9 protein-coding genes are annotated in these 11,816 nt (G+C 55.9%); 1 reads left to right on the top strand and 8 read right to left on the bottom strand.

The features are described 5' to 3' along the window. The first annotated feature begins 56 nt into the window (after positions 1 to 56). Positions 57 to 1,277, top strand: coding sequence for an ROK family protein (locus ACT3RP_RS12170; protein WP_441686129.1), 1,221 nt, complete (start codon positions 57 to 59; stop codon positions 1,275 to 1,277). 6 nt (positions 1,278 to 1,283) lie between these two features. Here the strand turns inward: ACT3RP_RS12170 and ACT3RP_RS12165 are convergent, their stop codons facing one another. The 8 genes from ACT3RP_RS12165 to ACT3RP_RS12130 form a co-directional block, all read right to left on the bottom strand. Beyond that, the gene (locus tag ACT3RP_RS12165; RefSeq protein WP_483393855.1) at positions 1,284 to 2,060 is read right to left on the bottom strand and encodes an SDR family oxidoreductase; all 777 of its coding nucleotides are present in this window, start codon (positions 2,058 to 2,060) and stop codon (positions 1,284 to 1,286) included. Between the two features lie 55 nt (positions 2,061 to 2,115). After that, positions 2,116 to 3,132 (bottom strand): L-arabinose ABC transporter permease AraH, encoded by a 1,017-nt coding sequence (araH, locus tag ACT3RP_RS12160; protein ID WP_096277853.1) that lies wholly within the window; start codon positions 3,130 to 3,132, stop codon positions 2,116 to 2,118. Between the two features lie 55 nt (positions 3,133 to 3,187). Continuing rightward, positions 3,188 to 4,681, bottom strand: a complete 1,494-nt coding sequence (araG, locus tag ACT3RP_RS12155) for an L-arabinose ABC transporter ATP-binding protein AraG (RefSeq protein ID WP_483393854.1) — start codon at positions 4,679 to 4,681, stop codon at positions 3,188 to 3,190. Between the two features lie 62 nt (positions 4,682 to 4,743). Next, a complete protein-coding gene (locus ACT3RP_RS12150; protein ID WP_483393853.1) occupies positions 4,744 to 5,739 on the bottom strand; it encodes an arabinose ABC transporter substrate-binding protein in 996 nt (331 codons plus the stop codon). Between the two features lie 72 nt (positions 5,740 to 5,811). Next, entirely contained in the window at positions 5,812 to 7,041 is a 1,230-nt protein-coding gene (locus tag ACT3RP_RS12145; protein ID WP_483393852.1) for an aldose epimerase family protein, read from the bottom strand. A 330-nt stretch (positions 7,042 to 7,371) separates the two neighbouring features. After that, positions 7,372 to 8,367: an AraD1 family protein gene (gene araD1, locus ACT3RP_RS12140; RefSeq protein ID WP_483393851.1), complete on the bottom strand. Its 996-nt coding sequence runs from the start codon at positions 8,365 to 8,367 to the stop codon at positions 7,372 to 7,374. Positions 8,368 to 8,435: 68 nt separating this feature from the next. Continuing rightward, positions 8,436 to 10,193, bottom strand: a complete 1,758-nt coding sequence (locus ACT3RP_RS12135; protein ID WP_096277841.1) for an IlvD/Edd family dehydratase — start codon at positions 10,191 to 10,193, stop codon at positions 8,436 to 8,438. A gap of 96 nt (positions 10,194 to 10,289) precedes the next feature. Further along, positions 10,290 to 11,768: a GntP family permease gene (locus ACT3RP_RS12130; RefSeq protein WP_483393850.1), complete on the bottom strand. Its 1,479-nt coding sequence runs from the start codon at positions 11,766 to 11,768 to the stop codon at positions 10,290 to 10,292. Positions 11,769 to 11,816: the final 48 nt, after the last annotated feature.

The raw sequence follows: 11,816 nt of genomic DNA, 5'->3' as shown, positions 1-11,816 counted from the left end.
TCACTAGGCGATTTTTTAACACGCTACCTTTCATCACGATGTATAACGGCGACCCTATGTCCCTTCCGTCGACTGATACTAGCCGCCACGACAATATCCTGGCGGTGCTGCGCACGTTGCGTGAACAGGGCCCGGTCGCGCGCGTTGACCTAGGTGCTTTGAACGGCATCAGCTCCGCCACCGTGACCTCAATCAGCGCAGAATTACTCCAGCAGGGTTTGATTACCGAACATCCCCATGCAACGCCTCGCCCCGCCGTGCGGGGACGGCCTAAAACGCTGATTGCGCTCGATCCACAGGCGGCCTACGTGGTCTGCATTAAGCTATCAATTAATGAGATTCAGCTGGTAGTGGGCAATTTTGCGGGCCAGGTGTGCCACAGCGAATACCATATAATCCCCACCTTGAAGCTGACAGCCGACGATTTAGTCACGCTGCTGCAAGAGAAAGTGAGCGCGGTATGCGCACAACAGCAGGGGAAATTTCAGCGCTTAGCGGGAATCTGTTTAGCGGTGCAGGGAGTGGTTTCATCAGCTTATGGCACGATTATCTGGTCGCCCGCGCTAAGCTTTCGCAACGCATCAATATCCGACCATTTAGTTGAGCACTTTAACTGCAGCGTGCTGCTGGAAAACGATGCCAACTGCATTATCAGCCTTCTGGCAGCACAGCCTGCCTACGCTGACAGCCCCAACTTAGTGGTGATTATGCTGGGCTACGGCATTGGGATGTCGGTACTGATTAACGGCGTGCCGTTTGTTGGCGCTAACGGTTCGGCAGCCGAACTTGGACATAGTAAATATCAGCCGGACGGCGCGCTATGTGCCTGCGGACGACGCGGCTGCATCGAGGCCTACGTCAGCGATTACGCACTTTACCGAGAGGCCGTTCACCATTCAGTGCTGCTTAATGACGAGACGACTCATCCCTCAGAGTCACAGATGCGGTCACTAACGCAAATGGCAGCACAGGGCGACCCGCAGGCTATGCGCATTTATGCCGAGGCAGGCCGCGCACTGGGCTACGGTATCGCCAATGTATTGGCGCTGTTTAATCCTGATCTAGTGCTGATCACCGGCGCTGGCGTACGCGGATTTGATGCGATGCAGGAAGCGATGCAACACGCTATCAGCGAAGCGCTAGTGGCAGAACTGGTTGGCTCAACCCGCATAGAAAGCCACGCCTGGGATCAAGACATGACCTGTATGGGCGGCATCGCCATGACGCTTTACGCCACCGATTCTCAGACGCTGTTATCCACCAATGAGCGGGCGTAAAAGCCTTCAATCGTGATAGACCACGCTGCGCCCACCATCAATGGTCAGGCAGCTTGCGTTGATAAAGGGCGCTTCATCTGAGGCCAGAAAAACGACCGTCATCGCCACTTCCTTGGGCTCCCCAAGCCGCCCAGGCGGCAGCAAGGCTTCGATATGCGCTCGCGCCGCGCCAGGGTCATCGAATGTCTGCCAATGCATCTCCACCGCCGGGGTGGCGATATAGCCCGGCGCAATCGCATTGACTCGGACGCCTCGAGCGGCGTACTCAATGCCGAGTGCCCGCGTCAAACCAATCAAACCATGCTTAGCCACCGGATAGGGAAAGCAGCCGGGGATAATCGCGAAGCTATGCGTGGAGGCAATGTTGATAATGGCACCACCGCCCTGTTCCAACATATCCGGCAACACCGCCCGACTACAGTACCAGGCACCTTCCAGATCGACAGCGAGGCACTGCCGCCAGGCCTCATCAGGCATGGCGAGTGGCTCATGAAAGACATTCATCCCGGCGTTATTGACCAGGGTAGTAATGGGCCCATTAATCTCACGCGCCTTCGCCACAGCGGCCTCCACCGCAGCACGATCGGCAATATCGGCGACCAACGCCAAAGCCTTGTAGCCTTCGCTACGCAACTGAGATACTAGGCATTCGACGCTAGCGCCATCCCGATCCAGCAAGGCGACTGTAGCTCCTTCCCGCACGCAGACCTCGGCGATGGCGCGACCGATGCCGGTGGCTGCCCCGGTCACCAGGATATGCTTAGCGGCCAATCGAGCAGTCATTATCCCTCCTCACGTCTTCTTTTCAGTTAGCCAATCAAGCATTAATGTGCGCCTGTCAGGCCCGTTGACGGCGGGTCTGCTTCCAGCGATCAAACATCACCGCCAGCAGTAAAATTCCACCGCGGACTAGATACTGGTAAAACGTCGGCACGTTGAGCAAGCCCATGGCATTTTGCACGCAACCCATGATCAGCACCCCGACCACCACGCCGGTGATCGTCGCCACACCGCCCGACAACGCGACCCCGCCCAATACACAGGCGGAGATCACCGCCAGCTCCAGGCCCATGGAGGTATTGGGGTCGCCCAGACCCATACGCGAGGCCAGCAGCACCCCTACGACGCCAGCCACCACACCCTGGAGGCCAAAAACAATAATCTTGAGACGGCGGACGTTGACCCCCGCCAACGCGGCGGCCTCTGAGTTACCGCCAGTAGCCAGTACATTGCGCCCGAAGGCCGTCATATTGAGTATCACGCCAAAGATCACAAAGCAGGCCAGCATCGTCCATACCGGCAGGGTTAGACCGAGAAAGGAGGCGCTGCCGAGGTCAAAAAAGCCCGGCACGGTAATCATCACAGCGTCACCGCCAGAGGTGATGTAAGCCAACCCGCGCACAAACTCCATCGCCGCCAGCGTCGCGATCAGCGAGTTAATGCCGAACTTGGCAATGACTAGGCCGTTAAAGGCGCCTACCGCGCCGCCAGCAAGAATGCCTCCCATTACACCGACAAACACGCTACCGGTACTGGTGGTCACCGTCGCGGCGACCACCCCTGCAAAGGCCACCGTAGAGGCCACCGAGAGATCCACCTCACCCAGCGCCAATACCAACATCATGGTGGCCGCTAAACTACCGATCAGCGTCACCGACAGCAGCAACCCGACCATATTGCGGCCAGTTAGGAAATCGGGGATGAGCACCGCTAGGGTGATAAACAACAACAAAAAAATCGCAATCATGCCCGAGGTGTCGAGCAGTGTACGTAGCGGCTTGATAAGCCCTTGGCGCCCCGCCGGGCGAGCAGGCGCCTCATGGCCATCGCCTTGGGTTACATCGTTCGTTGTCATGGTTGTCGTCCTGAGCGTGTTCTTTTAAGAGCAAGCGGGCTGAAAAAAAGCCGACTTAGGCGGGTAATGCCAGCCCCAACAGTCGTTCGGGGGTGGCCGATTCCCGTGGCACCACGTCCACCAGCTCCCCGTCACGCATCACCGCGATGCGGTCGCAAATAGAGCTGACTTCCGCTAGGTCACTGGAAATCACCACGACGCTTTTGCCTTGTTCGGCCAGATCGTAAAGCAGCGAGTAAATGTCTCTCCGCGCGCCCACGTCGATGCCTCGGGTTGGTTCGTCCATCACGAACAGATCAATCTCTTCAGCCAGCCAGCGGGCCAGAATCACCTTCTGCTGATTGCCGCCCGAGAGCTTACCGATGGGCGTTCGCGGGCCCGGCGTTTTAACGCTGAGCTGCTGGATATAAGACTCAGCATTACGTCGCTCACGGCCGGGATGGCGGAACATGCCCCAGCGTTTGAAAAAGCGCCGACAGCTGATATTGAGATTGTCGGCCACGCTGGCCACCGGAAAGATACCCTGGGACTTACGATCCTCTGGGCACATGGCAATCCCCGCGCGGATGGCATCCTGGGGGCTTTTAAACCGTCGCACCTCGCCATTGAATTGCACGCTGCCTGCTTTGGGCGCCTCGACTCCGCAGACCAGCCGTAGCAACTCGCTGCGTCCGGCACCGACGAGACCAAACAACCCAAACACTTCACCGCGCTTAACGGAGAAACTGACCGGTGCTTTGAGACCGCGCCCCTGAATGCCCTCGACGTTCAAAATCACGTCACCATGTTCGCGAGGGCGATAGCCGTAAACATCGTTGATATCCCGGCCCACCATCTCACTCACCAGGAGGTCGTGGTTGAGCACCGACATATCCGCGTGGGTGCGAATATGCTGGCCATCGCGAAAGATCGTGACCGCATCGCACATCTCGAATACCTCTTCCATGCGATGCGTCACGTAGAGCACTACCCGCCCCTCGTCGCGCAGCCGTTTGACGATGCGCTTTAGCTGACGGGTCTCTTGAATAGAGAGGCTGCTGGTGGGTTCATCGAAGGCGATGATCTTGGCATCGCGCAACAGCGCGCGGCCAATCTCAATCATCTGCTGCTGGCCGATAGAGAGATCACGCACCTTGGTCGAGGGGTGGATATTCCCCTCGCCAAGGTCGGCCAGAATCGCCAGCGCTTTTTCGCGCAACTCGCGGCGGTTTACAAAGCCCCGTCGCGTGGGAAGCTGGCCCAGTAGCAGGTTCTCGGCCACCGACATATTGGGCGAGAGCGTCAGCTCCTGATAGATGATGGCGATCCCTTCCCGCAGCGCTTCTCGGGCGTTACTGAACACGTGGCGCTGGCCGTTGATCGACAGCGACCCCTCCGCCACGCGATTAACGCCGCTCAACACCTTAAGCAGGGTGGATTTACCCGCACCGTTCTCACCCATCAGCGCATGTACTTGGCCGGTGTGAGCGCCAAAGCTCACCCTATCCAGCGCGCGCACCCCAGGGAAGACGACGCTAATCGCGTCGAAACGTAGATAAGCATCAGGCATGCTTCAATACTCCCGCGGTCACTTACCGTTACAGATCATGCGCTTTTCACAAGCCATGCACGTCACAAACCCAGCTCTGCGCGTACTTCCTGCCAGTTGTCACGCGTCATTAAGACACCTGAGGTTTCGGTATTGGCCGGCGGTTGTGTGTCCTCGCTAATCCAGCGATAGAGATCTTCTGAGGTCTGACGGCCGTGCATGGTAGAGCTGACCGCGACTGTGCCGTGAAAGCCAGTGGGGTTATCGCGTGAGAACTCGGCAAAGGCAGCACCGGAACCGTTAATACCCACACCAATCACGTCTTCGGCCGCTAGGCCGTACTGCTCAGTGGCCCGGACGCCACCCAACACACTTTCCTCGTTAAGGGCATAGATCACCCAGTGCTCATAATCGCCACGTTGAGAGAGCACCGGGGATGCCGCCGAAAAGGCGCTTGTGGTATCGCTGTTTTGCTGGGGCGCATCGAAGATGTTGCTTTCAGGAAAGCCTGCGTCAAGGAGGGCGGCGGTCGCACCGTCGGTACGCTCAACGGCGGTGGGTAGCTCGTTATTGGTAATGCGTAGCGCGGCGACTTTTTCGGGATCCCAGCCGCGCGCCTCCATCTCGGCAGCAATCGCATCGCCTGCCTGCTGGCCAATCTTATAACCTGACATGCCTAGGTGCGGTACGCCTTCCATCGGCTCACCGCTCGAGTTAACAAACTGGTCATCTACAGTGACCACTTTCATATTGTACTGGTTGGCACGGTTCATGATCGCGGGCCCTAGACGCACGTCCGGCGGGCAGATCACAAAGCCGTCCGCACCCTGGGCGTAGAGGTTATCAATAGCGGTGAGCACTTCCTGGCCATCTTCGCCGCTCAGGCGTACCACGTCGAAACCGAGCTCTTCGCCGATCGCCGTAGCGGCCTGTTGTTCGTTAATAAACCATGCCTGCTCCGGTTTTTTAACGATAAAGCCAATCTTCACCTCGTCTTCCTGGGCCTGTACTGACCCCAGCGAGGCCAACATAACAGCGCTTCCAAGTGCTAAACGGCTAAATGTCTTAGTCAATCTCATTGTTATACTCCTGCGGTTTTTAGCGTTGTTTTTATAGATGTTTCAATCTTTTAACTACCAACCCACTGGGTGTCATTCATCAAAATCCTGCTGTGCCGAAAAGCGGTATACCGTACGCGAGCGGTACGTATCACCCGGCTCTAGGATCGTGCTGGGAAACGCCGATTGATTGGGGGAATCGGGATAGTGCTGAGTCTCCAGCGCAAAGCCGGAGCGGTGCCCGTAAGGTTGGCCCTGTTTGCCGGTCAGGACGCCGTTAAGGAAATTGCCGGAATAGAACTGGATCGCGGGTTCGGTGGTGGAGACTTCCACCATGCGCCCACTCTGCGGCTCCCACACCTTGGCAGCCACCACGAGTTCATCCGATGCTGCGTTATCACGGGCTAGCACAAAGTTGTGGTCATAACCGCCGCCGAAAGCGAGCTGTTCGTTGTCCTGCTCAATCCGTTCGCCGATAGGCGTCGCCTGGGTAAAGTCGAACGGCGTGCCGTCTACCGGGCGAATCTCGCCGGTAGGGATCAGCGTGTCATTAACCGGGGTAAACTCAGGGGCATTAATCATTAGCTGATGATCAAGAATGGTGTCGCTCCCCTCGCCCTTAAGGTTGAAGTAGCTGTGCTGGGTGAGGTTAATAGGCGTGGCTTTGTCAGTCACCGCCCGATAATCCACCATCAGTTCGTCATTATCGGTCAGGGTGTAGGTCACTTCCGTCTCCAGCCTGCCGGGATAGCCTTCTTCGCCATCCTCGCTGGTATAGCGCAGTACTAATCCAGTGCCAGCCTCATTCTCAAACGGCTCGGCCTGCCACAGCACTTTGTCGAATCCCTGATCGCCGCCGTGCAGGTGGTTGCTACCATCGTTGGTGGCCAATGCGTAGTTTTCTCCATCAAGGGAGAACTGGCCACCCGCAATACGATTGCCGTAGCGGCCAATGATGGCACCGAAGTAAGGGCTGGCCTGTCGGTACTCATCGGAGAGATACGCTTCCAAGGCGTCAAAGCCCAGCGCTATATCATCAAACTCGCCCGCCAGATTAGGGGTTTTCAGCGACAGAATGATGCCGCCATAGTTGGTCACCCGCAGCTCAATTCCATTGGCGTTAGTGAACTGATAGACATCGACCTGGCGACCATCGGGCAAGTGACCAAACACCGACGTCTGGACGCTGTTGCCGGCTTTACTGGCCGTGTCAGTTTCAGCGTTGTCCTGGGCTTGCGCGGCGTTTATCAGCAGCAACATGGCGATAGCGCTGAGCAGCAGAGGAGAACCGTTTTTTAATCGTTGGCTGGACATGAGAGGCATGAGCTTCCTCCTGGTGGGATTTTTGTTGTTAGCTTTTTGTTGCTAGGTCAGTGCTATTAATACCGATTCAATCACTACAGTAGCCACGTCTTTCATAACCAACCAATATACAAATGCATCACTATCGATATACGTCTAAGTATCAATAACAATTCAAGGCTTATCCCATGGGCATTCTCGATGAGAACGGGTTTGTAGATACGCGACTAAAGTTGCCCCACTGCTCACTCTTTTGCATCGAATAAACACTCTCACGATGGAGCCACCGGCTCCATCAGACTGGCGATAGTACTGGCGACAGTACTGGCGGCCTCCCACATGACCAGAAATTCAGAGTGAACGCACCGTGACAATCGCTTCATCATCACTGCTAAAGCGCAGCGTGTTACGCAGCGGGCGGCCAAACTCGGGCAGGTCGATCTCGAAGCGGTCGCCTTGTTGGGTTTGCACGCTGTCGGCAAAGCTAAGCGTCGCGGTGCCAAAGTAATGCACATGCACATCGCCCGCTCTGCGAAAGTTAACGTACTTGAAGTGGTGATGTTCTAGATTGGCCAGTGAATGCGCCATGTTCGCCTCGCCGGTCAGAAACGGCTTTTCCCACAGCGTTTTACCATCGCGCACAATGCGGCTGGTGCCTTCAAGGTGCGCAGGCAGTTCGCCAACCAGCAGCTCCGGGCCAAAGCTACACACGCGCAGCTTCGAATGCGCCAGCCATAGATAATTAAAGCGCTCGGTTACGTGATCCGAAAACTCATTGCCGATTGCGTAGCCAACCCGCCGGGGTTGCCCGTCACCATCAATTAAGTACAGCCCGGCCAGCTCTGGCTCTTCGCCCGCGTCTTGCGCAAACGCTGGCACCGGAAATTCGCCTTCTGGATTAACAATAATGCTGCCATCGCCTTTATAGAACCACTCTGGCTGCGCGCCGCACGCACCGCTCTCAGGCTTGCCGCCTTCCACGCCGAGCTTGAACATGCGCATCGAGTCGGTTAGCTCACTTTCCTTGGCCTGCGCCTTAGCATGCATGGCCGAGCGGGTATCGGCACTGCCCAGGTGAGTCAGCCCCGTTCCCGTCACAAGGCAGTTCGCTGGGCTTGAGTGAGTCAATGGTGGAAGTAGCTGCTTCGCTTCTATCAGCGCGGCATAATCTAGGCGCTCTTCGGTCAATGCCGCCTCAACAACCTCCGTTAACGGGCGCGACTCGGCGATAGCCTGCTGGGCCAAGCCATATACTCCTTGGCTACCGCTGATAAGCCGAACCTGTTGAGGGCTTTCGACCATGGCGGCTCTCAATTGGCCTTCGTGTAAACACTGAATCAGACGCATACCGTTCTCCTGTTTTTATAACCGGGTGTTATGAATTTGTTGTTAATATTGATGATTAATGTTGACGGTTAATGCGAGTGACGCGGTACATCAGAGCCTCGGCAGCCGACCAAAAAGTCAAAATCACAGCCTTCGTCCGCTTGCAGCACATGTTCGATATAAAGCTGACGATAGCCGCCCTGGCTGGCGATGACCGTTGACGCTGCGGTGGGGTCGCTCTCGGCCAGGCGCGAGGCAAGCTCGGCATCGCTAATATCCAGGTGCAGCCGCCCACCGTTGCAATCAAGCTCAATCATATCGCCGTTACGCACGGCCGCCAGCGGGCCACCTGCGGCCGCTTCTGGTGCCACATGTAACACCACGGTGCCATACGCCGTACCGCTCATACGCGCATCGGAAATACGTACCATGTCGGTAATACCCTGAGCCAGAATCTTCGGCGGCAGGCCCATGTTGCCCACTTCCGCCATGCCGTGATAGCCGCGTGGGCCGCAGTGCTTCATGACCAAGATATCGTCGGCTTCAACGTCCAGATCCGGGTCGTTGATGCGCGCTTTGTAGTCGTCGTAATCCTCAAACACCACCGCACGACCGCGATGCTGCATCAGCTCTGCCGTTGCTGCCGAAGGCTTTAGCACCGCACCATTGGGAGATAGGTTGCCGCGCAGCACGCAGATGCCGCCGTCTACCGTCAAAGGATTATCCAGCGGGCGAATCACTTCGTCGTTATAAAGCGGGGCGTCCTGGACATTTTCCCAGAGGGTTTTGCCGTTAACGGTTAATGCATCTTTGAAGGGCAGCCGGTCGGCTTCGCCCAGGCGTTTGAGTACCGCTGGCAAGCCACCCGCGTAGTAGAACTCTTCCATCAAAAAACGGCCCGACGGCTGCAGGTCAACCACCGTTGGCGTGCCGCGCCCTACCCGGCTCCAGTCGTCTAGCGTGAGATCCACACCGATCCGCCCGGCGATCGCTTTTAGGTGAATCACTGCGTTGGTGGAGCCTCCAATCGCCGCGTTGGTACGAATGGCGTTATCGAAGGCTTCCTTGGTGAGAATTTTGGAGAGACGCAGATCTTCATGGACCATCTCAACAATTCTGTTACCGGAAAGATGTGCCAGCACATAGCGGCGGGAATCTACCGCAGGAATTGCCGCATTATGGGGTAGCGAGGTACCTAATGCCTCCGCCATACAGGCCATTGTGGAAGCAGTGCCCATGGTGTTGCAGGTACCGGCCGAGCGTGACATACCGGCCTCGGCGGCCATAAAGTCGTGCAGTGATATTTCGCCCGCTTTAACCTGTTCAGAGAGTTTCCACACCACGGTGCCAGAACCAATATCCTTACCTTTGTGCTTGCCGTTGAGCATCGGCCCGCCGCTGACCACGATAGTGGGAATATCGCAGCTTGCCGCGCCCATCAGCAGCGCCGGGGTGGTTTTATCACAGCCCACCAGCAGCACCACGGCATCCATCGGATTACCGCGGATGGCTTCTTCGACATCCATGCTGGCTAAATTACGCGTAAACATCGCGGTCGGGCGCAGGTTGGACTCGCCGTTAGAAAACACCGGAAACTCGACCGGGTAGCCGCCCGCTTCTAAAATGCCCTTCTTAACGTGCTCTGCCAATTTTCGAAAATGCGCGTTGCAAGGCGTCAGCTCTGACCAGGTATTGCAGATACCGATAATCGGCTTGCCCTGAAACTCATGGTCGGGGATGCCCTGATTTTTCATCCAACTGCGGTACATGAAACCGTTCTTATCAGCGGTACCAAACCACTCGGCAGAGCGCAGTTTTGGCTTATTAACATTTGATGAATCACTCATATTCTTCTCCTCGGTCTCGAACTGTCTGCAGCTCAATGTTTTTATTAGTGGTCAATCCATACAGATTTGGTGACGCTCTTAGTCACAACATCTTAGTTACACCAGTGAGAACACCAGCCACGCTAAACCAAACGCCATCAATGAAATTCCGATTGAAATGACGGTCCAGGTCTTCAGCATGGTTTTGGTATCCACACCTAAAAAACGACCTACCAGCCAGAATCCAGAGTCATTGACATGAGAATAACCAATGGCACCCGCGACGATAGCCACGGCAATGCAGGCTGCGGGTAAGCCTGAAAGCGATGGGTCTGCCAATACTACGGGCGCCATAATTCCGGCGGCCGTAGTGCCAGCAACCGTTGCCGAGCCTTGCGCAATACGGATCACTGAAGCGATCACGTAGCCTGCCAGGATGATCGGCAAGCCATAGCTTTGCAGGCTATCGGCCAACGCGTCACCGATACCACTGGCGGTCAGTACTCCGCCAAACATGCCGCCTGCGCCGGTGATTAAGATGATGCTACAAACAGGCGATAACGCTTGTTCAACCGTCTCATTAATAGAACCAATCGCTTCACGCTGTGGCGAACGAAGCACCAGTAGCCACATAGCAATACAGGTGCTGATAAGCATCGCGATGGGCGTTTCACCGATCAAGATCAACCCTTGAATCAGCGGATTGTCTGCATCCACCATGCCGCTATGAGAAAGTGTCGAAAGGCCCGTATTGAGGAAAATAAGTACCAGCGGCAATAGCAGCACCAGTAGTACGGTACGAAACGCGGGGCGCTTGTCTGCCGGCACTTCTGCATTGCTTCCGCCCATAAGATTGGGCACCGCTTGAAACGGCATACGATTGGCCAGTATCAGTGACAGCCGGTACCCCATCAAATACCACGTCGGTAATCCAACAAGCAGGGCGATAAACAGCACTTGCCCAATATCCGCTTGAAGAAAAACGGCGGCGGCAACCGGCCCAGGATGCGGCGGCACCAGCGCATGCATCACCAAGAAGGCGCCTGCAGCCGGTAACCCATAGAGTAATAAAGACGCTTTTAGCTCTCTTGCCACGGAATAAATGACCGGAAGCATGACAACGAATGCGGCATCAAGAAAAATGGGAAAGCCAAATAACAGGCAGGCAATGGAAAGCCCTAACGGCGCCCGGCTATGGCCAAATAGCTTGATCAACGTATCGGCCAGCACCTGAGCGCCGCCGGATACAGCGACAATCCGCCCTAGTACCGCACCAAAGCCAATTAATAGCGCAACGTTGCCTAGCGTCTTACCAAACCCTCCTAAAAGCGTCGGTACTAAGTCTGCGCCGGAAATACCTGTCGCCAATGCAGTGCCAATACTGACGATAACAAGCGCAAAAAATGGATGAAGGCGTACTCTGATAATTAACAACAGCAAAATGATAATGGCAGCAGCTGCGATCAGCATAAGCGCTAACGTTGAAGCTCCTGCTGCTTGCGTCGTTTCTAGCATGGCGTTTTTTCCTAAAATTTTGTTGTTATTGGTGTTGCCGTTACTGGCAATCACCAAAGCAAATGCACTATAGGCAGCCATGCAATAACCAACCAATACCAATAATTGCCAATATCGATATACTTTCAG

This window comes from Halomonas sp. AOP5-B2-8 (assembly GCF_052376475.1).
Classification (GTDB): domain Bacteria; phylum Pseudomonadota; class Gammaproteobacteria; order Pseudomonadales; family Halomonadaceae; genus Vreelandella; species Vreelandella casei.
This window is presented reverse-complemented; position numbering and strand designations above follow the sequence as displayed.

Coding starts and splice junctions, on each gene's coding strand:
- ACT3RP_RS12170 (WP_441686129.1), top strand. CDS start 57: ATGTCCCTTCCGTCGACTGATACTAGCCGCCACGACAATATCCTGGCG.
- ACT3RP_RS12165 (WP_483393855.1), bottom strand. CDS start 2,060: ATGACTGCTCGATTGGCCGCTAAGCATATCCTGGTGACCGGGGCAGCC.
- araH (WP_096277853.1), bottom strand. CDS start 3,132: ATGACAACGAACGATGTAACCCAAGGCGATGGCCATGAGGCGCCTGCT.
- araG (WP_483393854.1), bottom strand. CDS start 4,681: ATGCCTGATGCTTATCTACGTTTCGACGCGATTAGCGTCGTCTTCCCT.
- ACT3RP_RS12150 (WP_483393853.1), bottom strand. CDS start 5,739: ATGAGATTGACTAAGACATTTAGCCGTTTAGCACTTGGAAGCGCTGTT.
- ACT3RP_RS12145 (WP_483393852.1), bottom strand. CDS start 7,041: ATGCCTCTCATGTCCAGCCAACGATTAAAAAACGGTTCTCCTCTGCTG.
- araD1 (WP_483393851.1), bottom strand. CDS start 8,367: ATGCGTCTGATTCAGTGTTTACACGAAGGCCAATTGAGAGCCGCCATG.
- ACT3RP_RS12135 (WP_096277841.1), bottom strand. CDS start 10,193: ATGAGTGATTCATCAAATGTTAATAAGCCAAAACTGCGCTCTGCCGAG.
- ACT3RP_RS12130 (WP_483393850.1), bottom strand. CDS start 11,768: ATGGCTGCCTATAGTGCATTTGCTTTGGTGATTGCCAGTAACGGCAAC.